Origin of the sequence: Microbacterium canaveralium (genome assembly GCF_047238045.1) — a bacterium.
In the GTDB taxonomy this organism is placed as follows: Bacteria; Actinomycetota; Actinomycetes; order Actinomycetales; family Microbacteriaceae; genus Microbacterium.
Genome location: NZ_JBDFMA010000003.1, coordinates 161,301 through 184,580, shown reverse-complemented (window position 1 = coordinate 184,580; position 23,280 = coordinate 161,301). Strand labels below are relative to the sequence as shown.

Here is a 23,280-nt window from a genome sequence, read left to right as displayed (position 1 = left end):
TCAGCGCCCCGACCGCCGGAACAGGGCGACCGCGACGATCCACGCGACGGCGAGAATCCCGGCGCACCACGCCAGCGCGACCCACACGCTCGCGCCGACGGCCTGCTGCGCGAGCAGCGCGCGGATGGCATCCACGAGCGAGGTCACGGGCTGGTTCTCGGCGAACCAGCGCACCGGGCCCGGCATGGTGTCGGTGGGCGCGAACGCCGAGCTGACGAACGGCAGGAAGATCAGCGGGTAGCTGAAGGCGCTGGCACCGTCGATGGTCTTCGCCGCGAGGCCGGCGACCACCGCGACCCACGTCAGCGCGAGCGTGTACGCCATCAGGATGCCGACGACCGCCAGCCACGCCCCGACCGAAGCCCCCGACCGGAAGCCGACGAGCAACGCCACCCCGACGACGAGAGCGAGAGACACCGCGTTCGCCAGCAGCGACGTAAGGACGTGTCCCCACAGGACGCTCGCCGGGGCGATCGGCAGGGAGCGGAGTCGGTCGACGATGCCCCCGCGCACGTCGAGGAAGACGCGGTACGCGGTGTAGGCGATGCCGGATGCCACGGTGATGAGAAGGATGCCGGGGAGCAGGAAGTCCACGTACGCGGTGCCGCCCGTGTCGACGGCGCCGCCCAGGACGAAGACGAACAGCAGCATGATCGCGACCGGCATGATCGCCGTGGTCACGATGGTGTCGGGGCTGCGGAGGATGTGCCGCAGGGAGCGGCCGGTAAGGGCTGCGGTGTCGGACAGGGCGTGCGTGGTCATGACTCCTCCTTGTCGAGCGGGCCGGCGGAGCCGACGATGGCGAGGAAGATCTCCTCGAGGGTGGGCTGCTTCTGGACGTACTCGACGGTGGTGGGCGGGAACAGCGCCCGCAGCTCGGCGAGAGTCCCCTCGGCGATGATGCGTCCGCCGTGCAGGATCGCGATGCGGTCGGCGAGGTTCTCCGCTTCGTCGAGGTACTGCGTCGTGAGCAGCACGGTGGTGCCGGATGCGGCGAGGGAGCGCACGGCATCCCACACCTCCAAACGTCCCTCCGGGTCGAGCCCCGTCGTCGGCTCGTCGAGGAAGACCACCGCCGGCTGCCCGACGAGGCTCATCGCGATGTCGAGGCGTCGGCGCATGCCGCCGGAGTACGTGGATGCCGCCCGGCGTGCGGCATCCGTGAGCGAGAACCGCGCGAGCAGCTCGTCCGCCGCGCCGGCGGGGTCGGGGAGGTGGCGTAGACGCGCGATGAGCGTGAGGTTGTCACGACCGGTCAGGACCTCGTCGACGGCGGCGAACTGCCCGGTGAGGCTGATCGAGGCCCGCACCCGCGCGGCCTGGGTCGCGACGTCTGCTCCGTCGACGACCGCCGTCCCGCCGTCGGCGCGGAGCAGGGTCGACAGGATGCGGACGACGGTGGTCTTCCCGGCACCGTTGGAGCCGAGCAGCGCGACGATCGTGCCGCGCTCGACGTCGAGATCGACGCCGTGGAGCACGGCGACGTCGCCATAGGACTTCCGGAGGTCGCGCACGCGGATCGCGGGACCGGTATCGATGATGGACATGTGTTGTTCCTCTCGTGGGGTACCGGCCGGAGGGCGCACGAGGCCATCGCCTCCGGCCAGCCGGTTCCGGAGGACGCGTGCGAAAAGTCGGGTCAGCCCTGGGTGCGGGCCGCCTCGTCGATCGCGCGGGCGAGGCGGGCGCGCTCGCGTCCGATCCAGCTGCCGTCGCCGTAGTTCGCCATGAACTCCTCGGCGAAGGCCGCCGGCTGCTCGCCGGTCAGATCGCGGATGGGGGTGCCGGCCGCGGCGGCCTGCTCCAGCAGGTCGGCGAGATCGGTCACCATGCGGATGAGGGCGTCGCTGTCATCCGTCGGCCCGAGGTTGAGCACGTACCGCTCGAGCGCTCGGCCCGCCTGCCGGTAGGGCGCGGGGAGGGCGTCGAGGCGACGCCGGTACTCGCGCCACTGCTTCTTGGCGCTCAGGTCGCCGATGATCTTCTCGTACCAGGCCATGTCAGTTCCCTTCGTTGCGGAGCTGCTCGAGCCGGTCGGCGAGAAGACTCCAGGTGGTCCAGAATTCGGCGAGCTGCGCTCGTCCGGTGTCGTTGAGGGTGAAGACCTTGCGGGGCGGCCCCTTTTCGGATGCCACCTTCTCGACGTCGACGAGACCCCGCTGCTCGATGCGGACGAGGATCGCGTAGACCGTGCCTTCGGCGAGGTCGGCGAAGCCCCGGTCGCGGAGGTCGGCGGTGATCTCGTACCCGTACGCCGGCCGGCGCGCCAGCACGGCGAGGACGACGCCCTCGAGCACCCCCTTGAGCATCTCGGTGTCTTGTCTGCCCATTCGCTACTCCTCAACATTGACTACCACTACAAAGTAACACTGACTACCGGTACTCAGCAAGAGTGAATACCGCACGCGACTGCTGTGGGCCCCTTCCGCCGAGACTTCATCGCGCTGACGTCTCCCTTGCAGACTGCGCGGGGGATGTCGGCGCGATGAAGTCTCGCGGGAAGTGGGGGGGCACGCGGGCGGGGGCACGGGCGGGGGCACAGCGGGGGGGGCACGGCGTGAGCAGGGCGTATGCGTCGGACGGCGGGCCGTAGGGAAACCGTTAGGACCGCCGGATGCCACCGCGCACAGGAGTTGCATCGACACACGTGCCGCCCCGCGGCGCCCGCGCCACAGCAGTCGCGCGGAAGCTCCCGAATCTGGAGTCATCGTGCTCGATGTCGTCTACCTCGTCGCGATCCTGGCGCTCTTCGCGCTGGTCGCCCTCATCGCGCAGGGGGTCGAGAAGCTGGGCCCGCAGCCCGGCGCTCCCTCCGCGCGCACCCCCGGCCACGGCGCCCCGGCGTCACCCGCGTCCGGCACCACCCAGGCACCCACCCGAGGGGGCGACTCGGCATGACCGTCCTCGCCGCCGTCCTCGCGGTCGCCGCCGTGGTGTACCTCGTGATCGCCCTCCTTCACCCCGAGAAGTTCTGATGGATGCCGGAATGATCTGGTCCATCGTCCTGACCAGCCTCACGCTCATCGTCGCCCTGGGCCTGGCCTACCGCCCGCTCGGCGACTACATCGCCCGCATCTACACCGGCGGGCGCGACTTCGCCGTCGAACGCGGCACCTACCGTCTCATCGGCGTCGACCCCCGCGGCGCGCAGACCTGGCAGGCGTACCTGCGGTCGGTGCTGCTGTTCTCCGCCGCCGGAGTCGTCTTCGTGTACGCGCTCATGCGCCTGCAGGCGCTGCTGCCGTTCTCGCTCGGGCTCGAGTCCCCCGGCGAAGCCCTGTCGTTCAACACCGCCGTCTCGTTCGTGACGAACACGAACTGGCAGTCCTACTCGGGCGAGACCACGCTCGGCTACACGGTGCAGTTCGCGGCGCTGACGGTCCAGAACTTCGTCTCCGCCGCGGTCGGCATCGCGATCGCGGTGGCGCTGGTGCGCGGCTTCGCGTACCGCCGCAGCGGCGTGATCGGCAACTTCTGGGTCGATCTCGTCCGCGGCACCTACCGGCTCCTGCTGCCGTTCTCGATCGTCGCGGCGGTCGTGCTGCTCGCCGGCGGCGTCATCCAGAACCTGACCGGATTCACGGATGCCACGACCCTCGCCGGCGCGGCCCAGTCCATCCCCGGTGGGCCGGTGGCATCCCAGGAGGCGATCAAGCTTCTCGGCACCAACGGCGGCGGATTCTTCAATGTCAACTCGGCGCACCCGTTCGAGAACCCCGCGCCGTGGACGAACCTGTTCGAGATCTTCCTGATGCTCGTGATCCCGTTCTCGCTCCCCCGCGCGTTCGGCCGCATCGTCGGCGATGACCGCCAGGGCTACACGATCCTGGGCGTCATGGCGGCGATCTTCGTGGCATCCGCGGCTCTGCTCACGTGGGCCGAGCTCGCTGCAGCCGGGACCGCCCCGCAACTCGCCGGCGGTGCGATGGAGGGCAAGGAGGTGCGGTTCGGCATCTTCGGCTCGACGCTGTTCGGCACGACCAGCACCCTCACCTCGACGGGCGCGGTCAACTCGATGCACGACAGCTACACGGCCCTCGGCGGGATGATGCCGATGATCAACATGATGCTGGGCGAGATCGCGCCCGGCGGTGTCGGCTCGGGCCTCTACGGCATGCTGATCCTCGCGGTCATCGCGGTGTTCGTCGGCGGACTGCTCATCGGGCGGACCCCCGAGTACCTCGGCAAGAAGATCGGGCCGCGCGAGATCAAGCTCGCGAGCCTGTACATCCTCGTCACGCCGACGCTCGTGCTGGCCGGTACCGCGCTGAGCTTCGCGCTCCCCGGCATCCGAGAGGACGTCGAGTCGACGTCGATCTGGAACCCGGGCGTCCACGGGCTGAGCGAGGTGCTCTACGCGTTCACGTCGGCGGCGAACAACAACGGCTCCGCGTTCGCGGGACTCACCGCCAACACCCCGTGGTTCAACACGGCCCTCGCGGTGGCGATGCTCCTCGGACGCTTCCTGCCGATCGTGTTCGTGCTCGCCCTGGCGGGTTCTCTCGCGGCACAGGATGCCGTGCCCGCCACCGCCGGCACCCTGCCGACACACCGCCCGCAGTTCGCGGGCCTCCTCGCGGGCGTGGCCGTCATCGTCACCGCCCTCACCTACTTCCCGGTCCTCACCCTGGGACCCCTGGCCGAAGGACTCGTCTGATCATGTCCACGCTCACCCACGCCCCGGCACCCGCCGAGGCCCCGACTCCGGCCGCCCCGCGCCGCGCGTTCAGCACCGCGCAGGTCGTGGCCGCCCTGCCGGGCGCCGCGAAGAAGCTCAATCCCGCGTCGCAGTGGCGCAACCCCGTCATGTTCCTCGTCTGGGTGGGGGCGGCCCTGACCACCCTCATCGCGATCACCGAGCCGTTCCTCGGCGGCGGCGACGCCTCGTTGCCCTTCGGTTTCACGTGGGGCATCGCGATCTGGCTGTGGCTCACGGTGTTCTTCGCGAACATCGCGGAGTCGGTCGCCGAAGGTCGCGGAAAGGCGCAGGCGGCGACGCTCCGCAAGACCCGCACGACCACCACGGCCCGCCGCGTCGTCTCGTACGACGCGAAGGCCGACGCCCTGGCATCCACCGCGTCCGTCGAGGACGTGCCGTCGGGCGACCTGCGCGTCGGCGATGTCGTGCTCGTCGAGGCGGGGCAGCTGATCCCCGGCGACGGCGACATCGTGGCCGGCATCGCGACCGTCGACGAGTCGGCGATCACGGGCGAGTCGGCCCCGGTGGTGGGGGAGTCCGGCGGCGACCGCAACGCCGTGACCGGCGGCACGCGCGTGCTCAGCGACCGCATCGTGGTGAAGATCACGTCGAAGCCGGGCGAGACGTTCGTGGACCGGATGATCGCGCTCGTCGAGGGCGCCTCGCGCCAGCGCACGCCGAACGAGATCGCGCTGAACATCCTGCTGGCCAGCCTGTCGATCGTGTTCGTCGTGGTCGTGCTGGTGCTGAACCCCATCGCCTCGTACGCGGCATCCCCCGTGTCGATCCCCGTGCTGGTGGCGCTGCTCGTGTGCCTGATCCCCACGACGATCGGCGCGCTCCTGAGCGCCATCGGCATCGCCGGTATGGACCGCCTCGTCCAGCGGAACGTCCTGGCGATGTCGGGCCGCGCCGTCGAGGCGGCCGGCGACGTGACGACACTGCTGCTCGACAAGACCGGAACGATCACGTACGGCAACCGTCGCGCGTCGGCGTTCGTCCCGATGCCGGGCGTCGGTGCCCCGACCCTCGCCGAGGCGGCGTCGCTGTCGTCGCAGGCCGACCCCACGCCCGAGGGCACCTCGGTCGTCGAGCTCGCCGCGGCGCAGGGAATCGTCGCCGAGATGCCCCGCGGTGCGGAGCCGGTGCCGTTCACGGCCCAGACCCGCATGAGCGGCCTCGACCTCACCGACGGCACGCAGGTGCGCAAGGGCGCCGGATCCGCCGTCGTCGCCTGGCTCGCGGCATCCGGGGCGCCCGTCCCCGACGCGCTGCGGGCGACCCTCACGAGCGAGACGGATGCCATCGCCCAGTCCGGCGGTACGCCCCTGGTCGTGGCGACCCTGTCGCCCGCGGGCGAAGGACGCGCGCTCGGCGTCATCCACCTGAAGGATGTCGTGAAGGACGGACTGCGCGAGCGGTTCGGGGAGCTCCGGGCCATGGGCATCCGCACCGTGATGATCACGGGCGACAACCCGCTCACGGCGAAGGCGATCGCCGCCGAAGCCGGCGTCGACGATTACCTCGCCGAGGCCACGCCCGAGGACAAGCTGGCCCTCATCCGACGCGAGCAGGAGGGCGGCAACCTCGTCGCCATGACCGGCGACGGCACGAACGACGCCCCCGCGCTCGCGCAGGCCGACGTCGGCGTCGCGATGAACACCGGCACGTCGGCCGCGAAGGAGGCCGGCAACATGGTCGACCTCGACAGCGACCCGACGAAGCTCATCGACATCGTGCGGATCGGCAAGCAGCTGCTCATCACCCGCGGTGCGCTCACGACGTTCTCGCTCGCCAACGACATCGCGAAGTACTTCGCGATCATCCCGGCGATGTTCATGGGCGTGTTCCCCGGGCTCGCGGTGCTGAACGTGATGCAGCTGTCGTCGCCGGCCTCGGCGGTGCTCAGCGCCATCATCTTCAACGCGATCGTGATCATCGTGCTCATCCCGCTCGCGCTGCGCGGAGTGAAGTACCGCGCGGCGAGCGCGTCGAGCATCCTCAGCCGCAATCTGCTCATCTATGGGCTCGGCGGCGTCATCGTCCCCTTCATCGGCATCAAGCTCATCGACCTCGTCGTGAGCCTGCTCCCGGGTTTCTGAAAGGTCCTGTCATGCGCACCACTCTGCGTACCGCCGGTGTCGCCGTCCGCGCGATGCTCGTCTTCACCGTCCTCCTCGGCGTCGGCTACATGCTGCTGATCACCGGGATCGGCCAGCTCGCCCTCCCCGCGCAGGCGAACGGATCGCTCGTCCGATCCGCCGATGGCGCCGTGGTCGGTTCGTCGCTGATCGGGCAGTCGTTCCAGGATGCCGACGGCCAGGCACTCCCGCAGTACTTCCAGTCGCGTCCCTCGTCGGCCGGCGACGGGTACGACTCCGCGGCGTCGAGCGGGTCGAACCTCGGCCCCGAGAACGAGGACCTCATCGCCTCGATCTCGGACCGGGCCGAAGCCTCGCGCCTGCTCGACGGCGCCGGCACGATCCCGGCCGACGCGGTCACCGCCTCCGGCTCGGGCCTCGACCCCGACATCTCCGTCGCGAACGCGGAGCGCCAGGTCGCGCGGGTCGCCGAGGCCCGTGGCATCCCTGCCGCCGACGTGGAGGCGCTGGTCGCGGAGCACACCCTGCCCCGCGACCTCGGCTTCCTCGGCGACCCGCGCGTGAATGTGCTCGAGCTCAATCGCGCACTGGACGCCCGATGACGCGCGAGAATCGCTGACATGCGTCCGTTCCCGGCCACCGCCGTCGCCCTCCCCGGGCGGCGGCGGTTCGGCGCGTCCGCGGGGACGCGGCGCGGCCCCGCGCCGCGTTGGGTCGCGCTGCGTTGCGTCGCGCTGCGTTGCGTCGCGCCACTTTGCACGACCCAACGCCCCCACGCGCACTTCGCCGCCACCCAAGCCGCATCCCCACACCCCACCCCCGCTTCCATCGCGCCACTTCGCACGACCCACCGCCCCCACGCGCACTTCGCCGCGACCCAACGCCCCCACGCGCACTTCGCCGCCACCCAAGCCGCATCCGCGCCGACCCCACACCCCGCGCCGACCCACCACCCCGCACCGACCCCACACCCCACACCGAGCCGCGCCCGCGCAACCGGAACCCCCGCCCCCCGGAGCGTCTCGTGAAGCGCGGGCACCTGCGCGTGCTGCTCGGCGCCGCACCGGGCGTGGGCAAGACGTACGAGATGCTCGAAGAGGGGCGCCGGCTTCGCGAAGAGGGCCACGACGTCGTCATCGCGATCGTCGAGACGCACGGGCGCGCCGCCACCGCCGCTCAGGCCCAGGGGCTCGAGGTCGTTCCGCGCCGGGACGTCGCACACCGCGGCGTCGACCTCGACGAGATGGACCTGGATGCCGTGCTCGCACGGCATCCACGAATCGCCCTCGTCGACGAGCTCGCGCACACCAATGCCCCCGGCTCGACGAACGAGAAACGGTGGCAGGACGTGGAGACGCTCCTCGACGCGGGCATCGACGTCATCACGACCGTGAACGTGCAGCACATCGCCTCGCTCGGCGACGTCGTCGAGAAGATCACCGGCGTGGTGCAGCGTGAGACGGTTCCGGATGCCATCGTCCGCGCCGCCGATCAGATCGAGGTCGTCGACCTCGCGCCGCAGTCGCTGCGCGATCGCCTCTCGGCCGGGTTCGTCTATCCGGCCGAGCGCATCGACGCCGCCCTGTCGAACTACTTCCGCCTCGGCAACCTCACGGCGCTGCGCGAGCTGGCCCTGCTGTGGCTCGCCGACGAGGTGGACTCGGCGCTGCAGCGGTACCGCGTCGAGCAAGGCATCGAGGGATCGTGGCAGGCGCGCGAGCGCGTCGTCGTCGCCCTCACCGGTGGTGCCGAGGGAGAGACGCTACTCCGCCGCGGTGCCCGCATCGCCGCGCGGTCGGCCGGCGGCGAGCTGCTCGCGGTGCACGTGTCGACGCAGGACGGGCTGCGCGCCGACGAGCCCGGCGCCCTCGCGGCGCAGCGCGCGCTCGTCGAGTCGCTCGGCGGCACGTACCACCAGGTCGTGGGCGACGACGTCGCCGCCGCGCTCGTCGACTTCGCGCGGTCCGTCAACGCGTCACAGCTCGTCATCGGCGTCAGTCGGCGCGGACGCCTCGGCGCAGCCCTGACCGGTCCCGGCATCGGCGCGACCGTCATCCGTCTCTCCGGCGACATCGACGTGCACATCGTCAACCACGCACGCGCCGGCGGACGCTTCGCGCTCCCCCGTCTCACGGGCCCGGCGCTCAGCGCCAAGCGACGCATCCTGGGATTCGTCACCGCCCTGGCCGGCGGACCGTTGCTCTCGTGGCTGCTCATCGCGACCGGCACCGACGAGTCCATCACCACCGACGTGCTCGCGTATCAGCTGCTCGTCGTCATCGTCGCCCTCATCGGCGGCATCTGGCCCGCGGTGTTCGCGGCCGTGCTGTCGGGCCTCACCCTGGACTTCCTCTTCATCGCGCCGGTGTACACGATCACGATCGCCGACCCGATCCACGCGATCGCCCTCGTCCTGTACGTCGTCATCGCGATGCTCGTCAGCATCGTCGTCGACCAGGCCGCACGTCGGGCACGAGCCGCTCGCCGGGCCGCCGCCGAGTCGGAGCTGCTCGCGACCGTGTCGGGCAGCGTCCTGCGCGGCGAGAGCGCCGTGCCGGCACTCATCAGCCGTGCCCGCGAGGCGTTCGGCCTGGCGGGAGTGCGGCTCGTGGCATCCGACGAGTCCGTCATGGCCACCGACGGTGAGCCCGTGCGCGACGGCCGGGCGACGACGATCCCCATCGGCGACGGACGCGCCCGACTCGAACTGCACGGCAGAGACCTGGATGCCACCGAGCGGCGCCTCCTCGACGTCATCGTCGCGCAGCTCGCCGCCGCCCTGGAGCGCACGGATCTGGCCGAGACCGCCGCCGAAGCCGGCATCCTGGCCGAGACCGACCAGGTGCGCAGCGCCCTGCTGTCGGCGGTGAGCCACGACCTGCGCCGGCCGCTCGCCGCCGCCGTCGCGGCGCTCGGGGGCCTCCGCGCCGCGGGCGACCACCTGTCGGAGGAGGACCGGCGCGAACTGCTCGAGACCGCCGACGAGAGCCTGGCGACGCTGTCGGTGCTCGTGACCGACCTGCTCGACGTCAGCCGCGTGCAGGCGGGGGTGCTCGCCGTCTCGCTCGGGCCGGTCGATGCGGCGGGCGTCGTGCTCGCGGCGCTCGACGAACTCGGCCTCGGTCCCGACGAGGTGGAGCTCGCCCTCGACCCGGATCTCCCGCCGCTCCGCGCCGATCCGGTGCTGCTGCAGCGGGTGCTCGTGAACGTCCTCAGCAACGCCGTGCGGTTCACCCCCGACGGACAGCGCGCCCGCGTCGCCACGAGCCGCCTCGGGGGCGTGGCCGAGATCCGCGTCATCGACCACGGGCCGGGGGTCGCGCCCGAACGCCGCAGCGACATGTTCGCGCCGTTCCAGCGCCTCGGCGACACCGACAACACCGTCGGACTCGGCCTGGGTCTCGCGCTGTCGCGCGGCTTCGCCGAGGGCATGGGTGGCACGCTGGCACCGGAGGACACTCCCGGCGGCGGCCTCACGATGGTGATCGCTCTGCCGGTGGAGTCCGCTATGTCCCTGTCGCGAACGGAGCTGTGATGAAGGTCCTCATCGCCGACGACGACCCGCAGCTCGTGCGGGCGCTGCGCATCACCCTGGCCGCGCACGGGTACGACGTCGTCGCCGCGGCCGACGGCGCCGCCGCGATCACACTCGCCGCACAGGCGCACCCCGACATCGTGCTGCTCGACCTCGGGATGCCGCACCTCGACGGTGTGCAGGTGATCCAGGCACTGCGGGGCTGGACGACGGCGCCGATCATCGTCGTGTCCGGACGCACCGGTTCCGCCGACAAGGTCGAGGCGCTGGATGCCGGCGCCGACGACTACGTCACCAAGCCGTTCCAGATCGACGAGCTGCTCGCGCGCCTGCGCGTGCACGGGCGGCGGACGGTTCCGACGAGCGGTGAGTCGGTGGTGCGTTTCGGCGACGTCGAGGTCGACCTCGTGGCCAAGGCCGTGACGCGTGCCGGCACCCGCGTGCACCTGACGCCGACCGAATGGCGGATGCTCGAGTTCCTCGCCCGCAACCCCGGTTCGCTCGTGACGCGCCAAACGCTGCTGAAGGAGATCTGGGCCAGCGAACAGGTCGCCGACTCGGGATACCTGCGCCTGTACATGTCGCAGCTCCGGAAGAAGCTCGAGGCCGAGCCTTCCGCCCCCGCGCACCTGCTGACCGAGCAGGGCATGGGGTACCGCCTGGTGCTGTAGCGGGGGCGGGGGTGGGGGGCGGGTCACGGCCGCGGTCGAATCGGGGCGCGCGCCCAACTCCGGAGAAACCCGCCGTTCCGGCCGCGCCGAGCGGCATCCGGTCCGAATCGAGCCGAAAACTCAGGAGTTCGGCACACGGCGGCCCGGTACGGCTGACCCGCCGCCCACGCCGCTGCCGGATCGCGGCACGTGCCCAACTCCGGAGAAACCCGTCGTTCTGGCCCCACCGCGCGGCATCCGGCCCGAATTCGGCCCAGATCTCAGGAGTTCGGCGCGGGCTCCTCGGCGTCGACGGCCTCGAACTCCGCCTGCACGCGGGCGCAGCGGCACGCGTAGACGATCGAGTGCACCAGCATCAGCGGACCTCACCGACGGTGTGGCACCCGGGGCACGGGAACGCGACTCGGTCCCCCGACCGGACGTCCCCGGGAAGGATCACGCTCCCGGCGGCCAAGCCGCGCGCGTCGACGATCGCGAATCGCTCGTCGTACGCGTGCGACACCCGTCCGATCAGCCGCACCTCGCGCCACACCGCGTCGAGTTCCGCGACGCACGCGTCGATGCGCAGCGTTCCCGGCATGGCATCCAGGACGGTCGCCACGACCACCGTCGTCGAATGCACCGCGGATGCCACCCCTCCCGACGCCGGGATCACCGCGGGGCCGGTGCACACGCAGGGCGTGCCGCAGATGTCGGCGTAGCGGCCGATGGACACCGCGCGGACGGTGACATCGTCGAGCGTCGGCGTGGCACCGGCGGGCCACGCGGCCGCGTCGAAGGGCGCGGGGATACTCGCGCGCAGGGTGGGAAGGAGGGCGGTGAGGGTCATGGCATCCGGTCTACGCTCCGGGCGACCGCGCTCCCGGGGCGCTCACGCTTTCCGTACGACCTCGCGCCCGTTCCTGACGGTTCCCGATCCGCGAGACTTCACCGCGCCGTCAAGTCACGCGCAGCCTGCAAGGGAGATGTCGGCGCGATGGAGTCTCGGCGACCGTAGCGCGGCCCCGACCCGCACGGGCCCGGCCCCGACCACGGCCCGGCCGCGCCAGCGCCTCCCCACGCGCCACGCCGTAGCCTGGAGGGGTGACAACCCCCTTCGACGTGGCCGCGGTGCGGGCCGAGTTCCCGATCCTCGGCACCGAGATCGACGGCCGACCCCTCGTCTACCTCGACTCCGGCGCGACGAGCCAGAAGCCGCGTGCCGCCCTGGATGCCGAGCGCGACTTCCTCGAGCACGCGAACGCGGCCGTGCACCGCGGTGCGCACACGCTCGCCGCCGAGGCGACCGAGCTGTTCGAGGACGCCCGTGCCGCCGTCGCCGCCTTCGTCGGCGGTACGCCCGAACAGCTCGTCTGGACCTCCGGCGCCACGGCCGGCCTCAACCTCGTCGCCGGCTCGCTCGGCTACGCGGGGCGTCTCCTCGAGGGCGACGAGATCGTCGTCACCGAGGCCGAGCACCACGCGAACCTCATCCCGTGGCAGGAGCTCGCCGCCCGCACCGGCGCGCGCCTGCGCCACATCCCCGTGCACGACGACGGCACCCTCGACATGACCGCCGCGACCGACCTCATCGGCGAGCGCACGAGAGTCGTCGCCTTCCCGCACGTCTCGAACGTCCTGGGCATCGTGAACCCGGTCGCCGAGCTCGTCGCCCTCGCCGAGAGCGTCGGCGCGCTGACAGTGCTCGACGCATGCCAGTCGGCGCCGCACCTGCGCCTCGACCTCCCGGCATCCGGCGTCGACCTGGCCGTGTTCTCGGGCCACAAGGTCTTCGGTCCGTACGCGATCGGCGGACTCTGGGGCCGCGACGAGGTCCTCGACGCGCTCCCGCCGTTCACCACGGGCGGTTCCATGATCACGACCGTCACGCTCGACACGGCCGAGTTCCTCCCGCCGCCGCAGCGCTTCGAGGCGGGCACGCAGCCGGTGTCGCAGGCCGTCGCGCTCGCGGCCGCGGTCCGCTGGCTCGGCGACCTCGACCGCGATGCCGCTCACGCGCACGAGGCGGCGCTCGAACGGCGCATGCGTGAGGGGCTCCGCTCCATCGACGGCATCCGCCTGCTCGGAGACACGGATGCCGCCGACCGCGTCGCGCTACAAGCCTTCGATGTCGAGGGAGTCCATGCGCACGACGTCGGACAGTTCCTCGACAGTCGCGGCGTCGCCGTGCGCGTCGGGCACCACTGCGCGCAGCCCCTCCACCGCCGCTTCGGCCTGACGGCGTCGGTGCGCGCGAGTGCGGCGATCCACACCACGATCGAAGAGGTCGACACTTTCCTGGATGCCGTCTCCGGCGTCCGGGCGTTCTTCGGGGTGGGGGCGATGGCATGAGCGGGCTCGAGTCGCTGTACCAGGAGCTGATCCTCGATCACTCGAAGAACCGCCGCGGCTTCGGACTCGCCGACCCCGGCGCGCACTCCGCCACGGTGCATCAGCGCAACCCGATCTGCGGCGACGAGATCACGCTGCGGGTCGACGTCGACGGCGACCGCGTGGCATCCGTCAGCTGGGAGGGCGCGGGCTGCTCGATCTCGCAGGCGTCCGCGTCGATGCTCGTCGCCCTGCTCGAGGAGGACGGCGGCGAGGACGGGATGCCGCGTACCGACGCCGAAGCGCTGATCGGGAAGTTCCGCGAGGCACTGCGCTCGCGTGGACAGATCCCCCTCGACGAGGAGACGTTCGCCGACGCCGCCGCGCTCTCGGGCGTCTCGAAGTACACCGCGCGCGTGAAGTGCGCGATGCTCGCGTGGGTCGCGCTCGAAGAGGGGCTGCGCCAGGCCTGACGCCCCCGGCTCCTCGTGCGCCGGCCTGTCTGCGCCTGCCCGCCGCCGCGCAACCTCGGCGATCCGCACAACCTCAGCGGCATCCCCACCCACCCCACTGAGCAAACGCGAATCACTGAGCGAGCGCCGCACCCCGGCACCCGCACCCGCAGCGGTCTGCGCAACCTCTGCGACCCGCGCTGCGCCTGCCCGCCCCCGCACAACCTCAGCGATCCGCACGACCTCAGCGGCATCCGAGCCTCCGTGACTGAGCGAACGCACGTCGCTGACCCTGCGTAGCACTCTGCACCCCCGCACCGCGCACCCACGCCACCTGCGCAACCTCAGCGATCCGCACAACCTCACCGGCATCCACCCCCGAGCGACTGACCGAGCGCGAATCGCTGAGCGAGCGACGGCCGGCGGCGCTAGTCTGCGGAGCGACGACGTCGGAAGGATGGATGCCATGGCGGCCAGCGGAGCAGGATTCAGCGACGAAGAACTCGCGGCGATGAAGCAGCGGGCCGAAGAGCTCAAGGCCATGAAGGGCCTGAAGGGCGCGGCGAAGCTCGAGAAGGAGAACGACGCCTGCCTCGAGGCGATCGACAAGCTCGAGGGCGCCGACCGGGCTATCGCGGAGCGCGTGCACGTCATCGTGCTCGAGGAGGCACCGCACCTCACCCCGAAGACGTTCTACGGCTTCCCGGCGTACGCCAAGGACGGCAAGGTCGTGGTGTTCTACCAGCCGGCGTCGAAGTTCAAGACCCGCTATGGCACGGTGAGCTTCGACGAGACCGCCCAGCTCGACGACGGCCCGATGTGGCCCGTGTCGTACGCGGTGCTCGAGGTCACCCCCGAGGTCGAGCAGACGATCCGGGCTCTCGTGCGACGGGCGGCGCCGGGGGCCTGACGCGACGCACCTCAGGACGGGTTGCACCCTACGCCTCGCGGCGCGAAGCCGCACCTGTCTTGCCCCTCTCCGTCCTTCGGCGTTTCGTGGAGGCATCCGTCGCGCCGACGTCTCGGCACGGGACGTCTCGCGTCGGGGGTCTAGGACCCTGCCTGCACGACACGATCGGTCGGGCCACCGGCTGGAGAGGACGAAGATGTCAGGGAACAGAGCAGTCGCGTACAAGGAGCCCGGGGTCGTCGAGGTCATCGACACCGACTATCCGGAGTTCGAGCTGAAAGACGGCCCCGGGGTCAATCCCGCCAACGTCGGGCGGAAGGTGCCGCACGGCGCGATTCTGCGCACGGTGGCCACGAACATCTGCGGATCCGACCAGCACATGGTGCGCGGACGCACCACCGCGCCGGCCGGGCTCGTCCTCGGCCACGAGATCACCGGTGAGGTCGTCGAAGTCGGCCCCGACGTCGAGTTCGTCAAGGTCGGCGACATCGTCTCGGTCCCCTTCAACATCGCGTGCGGCCGCTGCCGCAACTGCAAGGAGGGCAAGACCGGAATCTGTCTGAACGTGAACCCGGACCGTCCCGGCAGCGCCTACGGCTATGTCGACATGGGCGGCTGGGTCGGCGGTCAGGCAGAGTACGTGCTCGTTCCGTACGCCGACTGGAACCTGCTGGTCTTCCCCGACCGCGAGCAGGCGCTCGAGAAGATCCTCGACCTGACGATGCTGTCCGACATCTTCCCCACGGGTTTCCACGGGGCGGTCACCGCGGGCGTCCGCCCCGGCTCGACGGTGTACATCGCGGGCGCCGGGCCGGTCGGCATCGCCGCTGCCGTCGGCGCGCAGCTGCTGGGCGCGGCCGCCGTGCTCGTCGGCGACCTGAACCCCGAGCGCCTCGCGCAGGTACGCTCGCTCGGGTTCGAGAGCGTGGATGTGTCGCAGGGCGATCCGGGGGAGCAGATCGAACAGATCCTCGGCGTTCCCGAGGTGGATGCCTCTGTCGACGCGGTCGGCTTCGAGGCCCGCGGTCACGGCGCCGATGCCGGACACGAAGCACCGGCGACCGTGCTCAACTCGCTGTTCACCGTGACCGCGGCCGGTGGTGCGGTCGGCATCCCGGGTCTGTACGTCACCGGCGACCCGGGCGGGGTCGACGAGGCGGCCAAGGTCGGCTCGCTGTCGCTGCGCCTGGGGCTCGGGTGGGCCAAGTCGCTGTCCTTCACCACGGGCCAGTGCCCGGTCATGAAGTACAACCGACAGCTGATGCAGGCGATCCTGCACGACAAGGTTCAGATCGCGAAGGCCGTCAACGCGACGCCGATCTCTCTCGACGATGCTCCGCAGGGCTACGCCGACTTCGACAAGGGCGCGCCGCGCAAGTACGTGTTGAACCCGAACGGGTACATCCGCGCCTGAGTGACAACGGGGGTGGCGGACCGGGTCTCTCGGCCCGCCGCCCTCGTGCTTCAGCTGACGAGCACGCCCTCCAGGCGCCGGTAGCTGATCTCCATGCCGTCGATCATGCCCGTGGCGAGGACCATGTCGCGGGTGGCGGCATCCGGGTACTCGATGAGCAGCGTCAGCAGGGTGACGCCGTCCTCCTCGTAGAAGGAGAGGTCGTTCGTCGTGGACGGGAAGTCGGTGCCGATCATGTGCTCGGTCTGCACGACGCGGCGGGGCGCGTCGATGAGGAGAACCTCGCCGTCGAAGCCGAACGCCTCGCCCTCGGTGCCGGGCTCGGGCGCCCACGCCGTGCGATACGTCGCGCCCACAGTGTCGCCGATCTCGCACTCGGTCATCCGCCAGCCGTCCGGCCCGAGCAGCCACTGCCGCATCAGGTCGGGGTCGGTGTGCGCGCGCCACACCAGGTCGCGCGGCCCGTCGATGAGGCGCGTGATCCGCACGTGCTGGTCGCTGAGCACCTCGAGCTGTGTGCCCTTGCCCTGCGCATAGGCGCGGAGGTCCTGCAGGACGACGTCGAGCTGGTTCATCGCGAGCGTGGAGCCCTCGACGGCGCCCATCGCGACGACCTGTTCGAGCGCGTCGGCCGAGGCGAAGGACGAGACGTTGGTCATGCGGGAGCCCTCGGGCGTCGCCTCGAACGTGAACACCATGTGCATCGACGGCATCCCCTCGATCGGCTCGCCGTTGTCGTCGGCGAACGAATCAATGACCTCGAATCCTCGAGGCGGGTCGATCGACACGAACTCCCACGCGCCGCCGGCGCGCTCCCCCGTTGGCGAGGTCATGTGGTACTTCGCCCAGCCGCCGGGGGTGAAGTCGAACGCGTCGAACGTCGACGGCCAGCCGGGAGGGCCCCAGAAGCGCTCGAGCTGCCGCGGATCGGTGAACACCGCCCACAGCCGCTCGGGGCCGACGGGGAAGTCGGCGACGAGGGTCATGGTGAGCGACTCGGTGTCGGTCTCGACGGAGGTGACGGGCATGAGGGACTCCTTCGTTTCTCAGTTCGGCTGGCTGGATGCCGTGGCATCCGGGTCTTCGGCGAGGAGGGCGTCGAGGCGGTCGATGCGTCCGCGCCAGAGGTCTTCGTAGGAACGCAGAAGCTGCTGCACCCGCGCGATGGCGCCGGGATCGGCGTGCACGAGACGCTCCCTCCCCTCGGCGCGTTTGCGGACGAGCCCGGCCTCGACGAGCACGCCGATGTGCTTCGAGACCGCCGCGAACGACATCGCGTACCCCGCGGCGAGCGCCGACACCGACTGCTCGGCCACGAGCGTCCGGCGGACGATGTCGCGCCGCGTCGCATCGGCGAGCGCGTGGAACACGCGATCGATGTCGGCATCGGTGGGATCGGTTCGTTCAACCATTTGGTTGCACGTTAGCACTGCGGCGGAGGGTGGGCAAGAGCGCGCCGGCTGTTGCGGTGGTGGTCGAGGGTCGACACGAACTCGGTGATCTGCACGACGTCACCCCAAAGACTCCGGATGCCACTCGAGTAGCGCGAATCGCTGAGGATGCGCCGCACGCGACGGGCCGACGGGCGTTGTCGCACCCAGCCCTATTTCCATTCACCCGCATCCATCCCCCTCACGCAGGCGTAGGCTCGAAGCACGAGGACGGACCGTCCGAGAAGATCTCCCGGCACCGCGCCCGCCCGGGAAGAAGCCCACCCATGGCTCAGTACGACGTAGCGAACCGTTCGGCGATCGTGACGGGAGCGGGCAGCGGTATCGGACGCTCGACCGCCCTGCTCCTCGCCCAGAACGGCGCCGCCGTGGTCGTGAACGACCTCAATGCCGACCACGCGAACACGGTCGTCGAGGAGATCCGCGCCGCGGGCGGCACGGCCGAGGCCTCGGTCGGCGACGCCACCGATGTGGCGTGGATCGCGTCGTCGATCGAGCTCGCGAACTCCCTCGCGCCGCTGCGCATCGGCGTGAACAACGCCGGCATCGGCGGCGCGGCCGCCCCGACCGCCGAGTACCCCGATGACGCGTGGGACAAGGTCATCGCGATCAACCTCAACGCCGTGTTCCGCAACATGAAGGCGCAGATCACCTCGATCCTCGCCAACGGCGGCGGCTCCGTCGTGAACATGGCCTCGATCCTCGGCAGCGTCGGCTTCGCCACCTCGCCCGCCTACGTCGCGGCCAAGCACGCCGTGGTCGGCATGACCAAGACCGCCGCACTGGAGTACTCGGCGCACGGCGTCCGCGTGAACTCGGTCGGCCCCGGCTTCATCGACACCCCGCTGCTGGACGCCCTCGGCGACGAGGCCAAGGAGTTCCTCGTGAGCAAGCACCCGATCGGCCGCCTCGGTCGGCCCGACGAGGTCGCGCATCTCGTCGCCTTCCTCGCCAGCGACGCCGCGAGCTTCGTCACCGGCAGTTACCACGTCGTCGACGGTGGATACACCGCCGCCTGATCCCGGATGCCGCGCGGCCCACGCCCCGACCGGGCGGGGCCGCGCGGGCCTCAGCGGGCCAGATCCTCGAAGTCCCCGTCCGGCAGCGCGACCCACCCCTCGCGCCGCGCGACCTCGAGGTCAGCGGGCTCGGGCCGGACGAAGCGGCCGGCGGCTGCGGCGCGGGTCGCGAGGGCCGCGATCACCGCGTCGAACGCGTCGGCGGATGCCACGGCGAGCGCCGCGAACGGCCGCGCGTCGAACCACGGTGACCGCTGCTGCAGCACCGCGAGCAGGGCCGCTCGGCGGGCGGCATCCACTCGATATCTCGTGGTGTCGAAGCCCCAGATCCGCAGCGTCCCGCCGGGGTAGACCTCGAACAGCCGCCCCTCGGCCGCGCGATCGACGGGGAAGCCCGCCTCGGCGAGACGTCGCAACAGCCCCGCCCCCCGCAGGGCGGTCACGCCGAGCCGGTCGGTCGAGACACTCAGCGGCCAGCGCCCGATGCGGTCGCGCACCACGACGTCGGTGCGGCGGTAGACGAGGCCGCGCCGCCATTCCGCTCCCCCGTCGACCTCGCCCGCGACCGGAACGGTGCGAGCGTGGTGCGCCTGCACGAAGTCGACGAACGCGTCGGGCCAGCCCAGCGGACAGTCCAGTCCCAGCCAGCCGTCCGCGCCGACGGATGCCACGATCGCAGCGTCGTCGACCCCCACCTCGAGCCGCGTCAAGCGAGCGCCGCCGCTCGACCACTCGATCTCGGCGAGGGCGGTGCCGGGCACACCGGCCGCGAGGTCGACGCCGATCGTTCTCATTCCGGCAGGCTACGCGCGGCCACCGACGTCGCAGCCCTCGCCGTCGGGGCGGCGAACCTGCGAGGATCGACCCATGCCCGCCGACGACGAACTCCCCGACTCCCTCGAGCCGGGACAGAACGTGCCGCCGCGCGACGAACCGCCGGCACCCCCGACGCCGCGGGGTGACCTGCGCGCGGTGTCGATCATCGCGATCGTCACGGGAGCGATCGTGGTGGGCTGGCACATCTTCCTGGTGTCGGTGAGCGCTGTCGCGGAACTCGATGAGTTCCTCTGGATCCAGATCGGCATCTGGGCCCTCGCCCTCGTGTCCTTCGTGCTCGGCATCCTGAGCCTGAATGCGCGCATGGCGCGCGAGCTGGCCGCCGCCGGCTTCATCGCCGGTGTCGCGGCGTTCCTGCTGTCGATCTCGATCGGCCTCTTCAGCGGCGCCCTGTTCCTGACCTGACCCGTTCCCCCCGGTCGAGGACACGGGAGCACGCCGCAGGAATGCCCGGGCGGCGCCGGCCGTTTGCTCACGCATGACGCCGCCGACCGACGCTCTCGAGCGCGCCCTCGCCACCCTGGACGTGCGCACGGGGAGCTCCCGCCGCGTCGTCCTCGACGCCGGCGGAGACATCGTGCTCCCGACCGGATCGACGACCTTCGTGTACGTGCACCGCGGCGAGATCACGGGTGACCTCGCGGTCGGCACGGGCTGCCAGGTCGACGCCCCGACCGGCGGCGGCCACTCCGTCAGCGGTCGACGCACGCTCCTCGCGGGCGATGCGGCGATGTCGCTCGGAGGCCGCCGTCTGGTGCTGTCGTCGCAGTCCGGCGTCGAGGTCATCGTGGTCACGGCGGAGATCACGCCGTCCGAGGTCGTGGCATCCCTCCCGCCGACCGTGCTCGTGACCGGATTCGCGCGGCTCGAGCCCGCTGCCGCGGCTCTGGCCGGGCACCTCGGCCCCATGCCCGACGGCGCCGCGTGCGACCGACCGGGTGACACCGTCGTCTGCCGATCGATGATCCGGTCAGTGCTGCTGTCGGCCGTGCGGGCCTGGGCGTCGATGGACGGCTGGCCCGCGCCCGTCGCCGACCCGTTCCTCGCCCGCGTCACGGCCGCGATCGCCGCGGACCCCGGCCACGACTGGACGCTCGAGCAGCTCGCGTCGCTCGCCGCGATGTCGCGGAGCGTCTTCGCCGAGCGTTTCCGCGACACCGTGGGGCGCTCGCCCGCGGGCTACGTGACCGAGGTGCGCGTGCGGGAGGCCAAGAGACTCCTGGATGCCGGGATGCCGGTGTCCGAGGTCTCGCGCTCCCTCGGCTACGCCAGCGACGAGGGCTTCCGCCGCGCGTTCCGCCGCCACACCGGGGTGGCGCCGTCGTCCTGGCGGGCGCGCGCCGTCACGGCGTAGGAGCCGCGAGCCCGGAGCACACTCGTTCGGTGTCCAGCGGGCCCGCGACTCCCGCGCTCACCGAACAGAGGCGGCCGTCCGCCGACGCAGCGAGAGCCCGAACAGCACGGCACCGACGACGAGCAGCAGGATGCCGATGGCATCCACCGTCTCGATCCCGACCGTGTCGACGAGCAGGCCACCGACCCCCGCGGCGATCGTGATCGCGAGCTGGAATCCGGTGACGACCAGGCTGCCGCCGGCTTCGAGGCGGTCCGGCATCCGCTTGCCGACCCACGTGTTGACGATGATCAGCCACGACGAGAAGAAGAAGCCCCACACGACCACCGCGACGGCCACGGCGGCGAAGGCGCCGGGCAGCAGCAGGACGACCGCGATCGCGGCGGCGATGACGAGCGGACCGGTCACCGCCAGCCGCCCGAAGGCCCGGTCCACGATCATGCCGATCACGATGTTGCCCGCGAACCCTCCGACACCGAAGGCGGCGAGGAGCAGCACGACGGTTCCCGGCTCGATGCCGGGCAGGCGCTCCAGCGACAGGCGCACGTACGTGTAGGCGAGGAAGTGTCCGAGCACGACGAGGACGTGTCCGATCATCCCGACGAGGTTGCCGGGGCGCAGGAGCGTGTCGCCGAGGATGCGCAGACTCGACACGGTGACCGCCGGCACCGGGGGCAGCACGGCGCGGACCGCGACGCCGAGAACGGCCGTGGCGACGCCGACGATGAGGAACGTGATCCGCCAGTCGAGCAGCTCACTCAGGGCGACGCCGAGCGGCACACCCGCGACGGTGGCAAGCGACAGGCCGGCCGACGTGAACATGACGGCCCGGCCGATGCGTCCGGGGGCGGCGAGCGCCGCGGCCGCGAGGATCGACATCGACCAGTACGTGCTGATCGCCGCCCCGAGCAGGAACCGTGCCGCCAGGATCGCGATGAGGCTCGGCGCGACCGCGACGACGATGCTCGACACCGCGGCGGCCGCCGCCGCGGCCGTCAGCAGCAGTCGCCGATCGAGGCGCGGCACCAGGATGCCGATGGTCGGTGCCACGAGCAGTCCCGCGAGCGCCGTGACGGTGACCGTCTGACCGGCCTGACCCGGGGTGATCCCCAGGCTCGCGGCGATCTCGGTCAGCACGCCGTTCGGGAGGAACTCGGCGGTGACGAGCAAGAAGCTCATGAACATGAGGACGACGAGTCCGCCGTACCTCATCCGGGTCGGAGAGGAGACGGGAACGGGTGCTGTCGTGGTCATTCCTCGATGCTCGCGGACGACCGACCGGCGCGCCCGACCGAACGTCCGCGGCATCCCACCGTTCGTCCGGGGGCCCGCCCGCCGCGGTCGTCCGCAACGCGTCGGCGTCCAGACCGCGCAACCGGACGCTACGACAGGGGCCGGCCCACATAACGCGCGGACGGCCGGATGATCTTGGGGTCCCGCGCCTGCTCGAGCACGTGCGCCGTCCAGCCCACCGTCCGCGCGAGCGCGAACGTCGGCGTGAACATCTCGGGAGGGATGCCGCACTCCTCCATCACGACCGCGGCGTAGAACTCGACGTTGGCGTGCAGCGGCCGGTCGGGCTTGTGCGCGGCGAGGAGCCGCTCGGCGGCCTGCTGGAACGTCAACGCGTGCGCGACCCGCGGACCGCCGAAGCCCTCCGCGATGTCGCGCAGGAGCGCGGAACGCGGGTCCGTCGTGCGGTACACGGCGTGACCGAAGCCCATCAGACGACGGCCGGCGGCGAGTTCGGAACGGATCCAGGGCTCCGGGTCCTCACCGGCGCGATCGAGGCTCTCGAGCGCCCGCGCGGGCGCTCCGCCATGGAGCGGTCCCGACAGCGCACCGAGCGCCCCGGTCAGGCACGCCGCCATGTCGGCGCCGGTCGAGGCGATGACCCGCGCGGTGAAGGTCGAGGCGTTGAAGCCGTGGTCCATCGCGGCGATGAGGTACGCCGTGAGGGCCCGCTCGTGCCCGGCGTCGGGACGGGAGCCGGTGAGCGCGGTGAGGTAGTCCGCGACGACGCTGCCCGTCGGGGTGAGACCGCTCCCAGTCGGGCCCGCGTCGGCCCCACGCGCCGCGGCGGCGATGACCCGCGGGGCGACGGCCGCGAACGCGATCGCGTCGTCGAGCCGCGCCCCCTCGTCGAGGTCGTACAGGGGGCGGGTGCCCCGCGCGGATGCCAGCAGGGGCCACGCCGCACGCAGAGCGGTGAGCGGATCACCGACGTGTGCCACGACCGTCTCGACGACCCCGGCGACGGCGGGATGCGCCGAGGCCTCCGCGACCCGGGCGAGGAAGGATGCCCGGGCGGTGGCATCCGGAAGCTCACCGACGACCAGCAGATGCCAGACGTCTTCGAAGGTGCGCTCGCGCGCGAGGTCGACCGCCGGGATTCCCCGGTAGTGGTAGACGCCGGCCTCGCCGTCCACGTCGCCGATGGTGGTTTCGGCGGCCACGACCCCGGTCAGGCCGCGGGGGACATCGATCAGCTCGCTCATGCGCTCAGTGTGCGAACATGACGTTCGT

Annotated in this window: 24 protein-coding genes; 14 read left to right on the top strand and 10 right to left on the bottom strand. The window is 71.4% G+C overall.

The features are described 5' to 3' along the window. From ABC271_RS01805 to ABC271_RS01790, 4 genes are all read right to left on the bottom strand, one after another. On the bottom strand, positions 1-762 hold the full coding sequence (locus ABC271_RS01805) for an ABC transporter permease (RefSeq protein WP_412923209.1): 762 nt from the start codon (positions 760-762) through the stop codon (positions 1-3). After that, complete coding sequence (locus ABC271_RS01800) at positions 759-1,547, bottom strand: ABC transporter ATP-binding protein (protein ID WP_412923208.1); 789 nt, start codon at positions 1,545-1,547, stop codon at positions 759-761. The genes ABC271_RS01805 and ABC271_RS01800 overlap by 4 nt, the downstream gene beginning before the upstream one ends. 92 nt (positions 1,548-1,639) lie before the next feature. Then, on the bottom strand, positions 1,640-1,999 hold the full coding sequence (locus ABC271_RS01795; protein ID WP_412923207.1) for a DUF1048 domain-containing protein: 360 nt from the start codon (positions 1,997-1,999) through the stop codon (positions 1,640-1,642). 1 nt (position 2,000) lies between these two features. Further along, complete coding sequence (locus ABC271_RS01790; RefSeq protein WP_412923206.1) at positions 2,001-2,330, bottom strand: PadR family transcriptional regulator; 330 nt, start codon at positions 2,328-2,330, stop codon at positions 2,001-2,003. A 379-nt stretch (positions 2,331-2,709) separates the two neighbouring features. Between ABC271_RS01790 and ABC271_RS01785 the strand changes: the two genes are divergently transcribed. The 7 genes from ABC271_RS01785 (at position 2,710) to ABC271_RS01755 (ending at position 11,007) form a co-directional block, all read left to right on the top strand. Next, positions 2,710-2,898: a hypothetical protein gene (locus tag ABC271_RS01785; RefSeq protein WP_412926188.1), complete on the top strand. Its 189-nt coding sequence runs from the start codon at positions 2,710-2,712 to the stop codon at positions 2,896-2,898. Next, positions 2,895-2,975: a K(+)-transporting ATPase subunit F gene (gene kdpF / locus ABC271_RS01780; RefSeq protein WP_412926087.1), complete on the top strand. Its 81-nt coding sequence runs from the start codon at positions 2,895-2,897 to the stop codon at positions 2,973-2,975. Before ABC271_RS01785 ends, kdpF begins: the two co-directional genes overlap by 4 nt. An 11-nt stretch (positions 2,976-2,986) precedes the next feature. Beyond that, on the top strand, positions 2,987-4,657 hold the full coding sequence (gene kdpA, locus ABC271_RS01775) for a potassium-transporting ATPase subunit KdpA (protein ID WP_412923205.1): 1,671 nt from the start codon (positions 2,987-2,989) through the stop codon (positions 4,655-4,657). Between the two features lie 2 nt (positions 4,658-4,659). Beyond that, positions 4,660-6,801, top strand: coding sequence for a potassium-transporting ATPase subunit KdpB (kdpB, locus tag ABC271_RS01770; protein ID WP_412923204.1), 2,142 nt, complete (start codon positions 4,660-4,662; stop codon positions 6,799-6,801). A gap of 11 nt (positions 6,802-6,812) precedes the next feature. Beyond that, positions 6,813-7,403: a K(+)-transporting ATPase subunit C gene (kdpC, locus tag ABC271_RS01765; RefSeq protein WP_412923203.1), complete on the top strand. Its 591-nt coding sequence runs from the start codon at positions 6,813-6,815 to the stop codon at positions 7,401-7,403. 422 nt (positions 7,404-7,825) lie between these two features. Then, on the top strand, positions 7,826-10,336 hold the full coding sequence (locus ABC271_RS01760; protein ID WP_412923201.1) for a DUF4118 domain-containing protein: 2,511 nt from the start codon (positions 7,826-7,828) through the stop codon (positions 10,334-10,336). After that, positions 10,336-11,007 (top strand): response regulator, encoded by a 672-nt coding sequence (locus ABC271_RS01755; protein ID WP_412923200.1) that lies wholly within the window; start codon positions 10,336-10,338, stop codon positions 11,005-11,007. The genes ABC271_RS01760 and ABC271_RS01755 overlap by 1 nt, the downstream gene beginning before the upstream one ends. A 355-nt stretch (positions 11,008-11,362) precedes the next feature. Here ABC271_RS01755 and ABC271_RS01750 read toward each other — a convergent pair whose 3' ends face one another. After that, positions 11,363-11,836: a hypothetical protein gene (locus ABC271_RS01750; RefSeq protein WP_412923199.1), complete on the bottom strand. Its 474-nt coding sequence runs from the start codon at positions 11,834-11,836 to the stop codon at positions 11,363-11,365. 254 nt (positions 11,837-12,090) lie between these two features. Between ABC271_RS01750 and ABC271_RS01745 the strand changes: the two genes are divergently transcribed. The 4 genes from ABC271_RS01745 to fdhA all read left to right on the top strand — a co-directional run bounded on the left by ABC271_RS01745 (position 12,091) and on the right by fdhA (position 16,093). Further along, the gene (locus ABC271_RS01745; RefSeq protein WP_412923198.1) at positions 12,091-13,338 is read left to right on the top strand and encodes an aminotransferase class V-fold PLP-dependent enzyme; all 1,248 of its coding nucleotides are present in this window, start codon (positions 12,091-12,093) and stop codon (positions 13,336-13,338) included. Further along, positions 13,335-13,790 (top strand): Fe-S cluster assembly sulfur transfer protein SufU, encoded by a 456-nt coding sequence (sufU, locus tag ABC271_RS01740; protein ID WP_412923197.1) that lies wholly within the window; start codon positions 13,335-13,337, stop codon positions 13,788-13,790. Before ABC271_RS01745 ends, sufU begins: the two co-directional genes overlap by 4 nt. A gap of 445 nt (positions 13,791-14,235) precedes the next feature. After that, entirely contained in the window at positions 14,236-14,679 is a 444-nt protein-coding gene (locus tag ABC271_RS01735; protein WP_412923196.1) for an iron chaperone, read from the top strand. Between the two features lie 196 nt (positions 14,680-14,875). Then, positions 14,876-16,093 (top strand): formaldehyde dehydrogenase, glutathione-independent, encoded by a 1,218-nt coding sequence (gene fdhA / locus ABC271_RS01730; protein ID WP_412923195.1) that lies wholly within the window; start codon positions 14,876-14,878, stop codon positions 16,091-16,093. Between the two features lie 50 nt (positions 16,094-16,143). Here fdhA and ABC271_RS01725 read toward each other — a convergent pair whose 3' ends face one another. Together ABC271_RS01725 and ABC271_RS01720 are read right to left on the bottom strand one after the other, a co-directional pair. Further along, positions 16,144-17,121 carry an SRPBCC family protein gene (locus tag ABC271_RS01725; protein ID WP_412923194.1) on the bottom strand — a complete coding sequence of 326 codons (978 nt, stop codon included), beginning with the start codon at positions 17,119-17,121 and terminating at the stop codon, positions 16,144-16,146. 18 nt (positions 17,122-17,139) lie between these two features. Next, a complete protein-coding gene (locus ABC271_RS01720) occupies positions 17,140-17,505 on the bottom strand; it encodes an ArsR/SmtB family transcription factor (RefSeq protein WP_412923193.1) in 366 nt (121 codons plus the stop codon). Positions 17,506-17,810: 305 nt separating this feature from the next. Between ABC271_RS01720 and ABC271_RS01715 the strand changes: the two genes are divergently transcribed. Then, on the top strand, positions 17,811-18,563 hold the full coding sequence (locus ABC271_RS01715; protein ID WP_412923192.1) for an SDR family NAD(P)-dependent oxidoreductase: 753 nt from the start codon (positions 17,811-17,813) through the stop codon (positions 18,561-18,563). Between the two features lie 50 nt (positions 18,564-18,613). Here ABC271_RS01715 and ABC271_RS01710 read toward each other — a convergent pair whose 3' ends face one another. Next, a complete protein-coding gene (locus tag ABC271_RS01710) occupies positions 18,614-19,357 on the bottom strand; it encodes a DUF429 domain-containing protein (RefSeq protein WP_412923191.1) in 744 nt (247 codons plus the stop codon). 73 nt (positions 19,358-19,430) lie between these two features. On the opposite strand from ABC271_RS01710, the gene ABC271_RS01705 reads away from it, so the two are divergent. Together ABC271_RS01705 and ABC271_RS01700 are read left to right on the top strand one after the other, a co-directional pair. Continuing rightward, the gene (locus ABC271_RS01705) at positions 19,431-19,805 is read left to right on the top strand and encodes a hypothetical protein (RefSeq protein WP_412923190.1); all 375 of its coding nucleotides are present in this window, start codon (positions 19,431-19,433) and stop codon (positions 19,803-19,805) included. Between the two features lie 73 nt (positions 19,806-19,878). Beyond that, complete coding sequence (locus tag ABC271_RS01700; RefSeq protein ID WP_412923189.1) at positions 19,879-20,754, top strand: helix-turn-helix transcriptional regulator; 876 nt, start codon at positions 19,879-19,881, stop codon at positions 20,752-20,754. A 57-nt stretch (positions 20,755-20,811) separates the two neighbouring features. Here the strand turns inward: ABC271_RS01700 and ABC271_RS01695 are convergent, their stop codons facing one another. Next, positions 20,812-22,008, bottom strand: a complete 1,197-nt coding sequence (locus tag ABC271_RS01695) for an MFS transporter (protein ID WP_412923188.1) — start codon at positions 22,006-22,008, stop codon at positions 20,812-20,814. A gap of 128 nt (positions 22,009-22,136) precedes the next feature. Beyond that, a complete protein-coding gene (locus ABC271_RS01690) occupies positions 22,137-23,252 on the bottom strand; it encodes a citrate synthase (RefSeq protein ID WP_412923187.1) in 1,116 nt (371 codons plus the stop codon). Positions 23,253-23,280: the final 28 nt, after the last annotated feature.

Bases quoted from the DNA above. Each gene is read 5' to 3' on its own strand.
- ABC271_RS01805 (WP_412923209.1), bottom strand. From the start codon at position 762: ATGACCACGCACGCCCTGTCCGACACCGCAGCCCTTACCGGCCGCTCC.
- ABC271_RS01800 (WP_412923208.1), bottom strand. From the start codon at position 1,547: ATGTCCATCATCGATACCGGTCCCGCGATCCGCGTGCGCGACCTCCGG.
- ABC271_RS01795 (WP_412923207.1), bottom strand. From the start codon at position 1,999: ATGGCCTGGTACGAGAAGATCATCGGCGACCTGAGCGCCAAGAAGCAG.
- ABC271_RS01790 (WP_412923206.1), bottom strand. From the start codon at position 2,330: ATGGGCAGACAAGACACCGAGATGCTCAAGGGGGTGCTCGAGGGCGTC.
- kdpF (WP_412926087.1), top strand. From the start codon at position 2,895: ATGACCGTCCTCGCCGCCGTCCTCGCGGTCGCCGCCGTGGTGTACCTC.
- kdpA (WP_412923205.1), top strand. From the start codon at position 2,987: ATGATCTGGTCCATCGTCCTGACCAGCCTCACGCTCATCGTCGCCCTG.
- kdpB (WP_412923204.1), top strand. From the start codon at position 4,660: ATGTCCACGCTCACCCACGCCCCGGCACCCGCCGAGGCCCCGACTCCG.
- kdpC (WP_412923203.1), top strand. From the start codon at position 6,813: ATGCGCACCACTCTGCGTACCGCCGGTGTCGCCGTCCGCGCGATGCTC.
- ABC271_RS01755 (WP_412923200.1), top strand. From the start codon at position 10,336: ATGAAGGTCCTCATCGCCGACGACGACCCGCAGCTCGTGCGGGCGCTG.
- ABC271_RS01750 (WP_412923199.1), bottom strand. From the start codon at position 11,836: ATGACCCTCACCGCCCTCCTTCCCACCCTGCGCGCGAGTATCCCCGCG.
- sufU (WP_412923197.1), top strand. From the start codon at position 13,335: ATGAGCGGGCTCGAGTCGCTGTACCAGGAGCTGATCCTCGATCACTCG.
- ABC271_RS01735 (WP_412923196.1), top strand. From the start codon at position 14,236: ATGGCGGCCAGCGGAGCAGGATTCAGCGACGAAGAACTCGCGGCGATG.
- fdhA (WP_412923195.1), top strand. From the start codon at position 14,876: ATGTCAGGGAACAGAGCAGTCGCGTACAAGGAGCCCGGGGTCGTCGAG.
- ABC271_RS01725 (WP_412923194.1), bottom strand. From the start codon at position 17,121: ATGCCCGTCACCTCCGTCGAGACCGACACCGAGTCGCTCACCATGACC.
- ABC271_RS01720 (WP_412923193.1), bottom strand. From the start codon at position 17,505: ATGGTTGAACGAACCGATCCCACCGATGCCGACATCGATCGCGTGTTC.
- ABC271_RS01715 (WP_412923192.1), top strand. From the start codon at position 17,811: ATGGCTCAGTACGACGTAGCGAACCGTTCGGCGATCGTGACGGGAGCG.
- ABC271_RS01710 (WP_412923191.1), bottom strand. From the start codon at position 19,357: ATGAGAACGATCGGCGTCGACCTCGCGGCCGGTGTGCCCGGCACCGCC.
- ABC271_RS01705 (WP_412923190.1), top strand. From the start codon at position 19,431: ATGCCCGCCGACGACGAACTCCCCGACTCCCTCGAGCCGGGACAGAAC.
- ABC271_RS01700 (WP_412923189.1), top strand. From the start codon at position 19,879: ATGACGCCGCCGACCGACGCTCTCGAGCGCGCCCTCGCCACCCTGGAC.
- ABC271_RS01695 (WP_412923188.1), bottom strand. From the start codon at position 22,008: ATGACCACGACAGCACCCGTTCCCGTCTCCTCTCCGACCCGGATGAGG.
- ABC271_RS01690 (WP_412923187.1), bottom strand. From the start codon at position 23,252: ATGAGCGAGCTGATCGATGTCCCCCGCGGCCTGACCGGGGTCGTGGCC.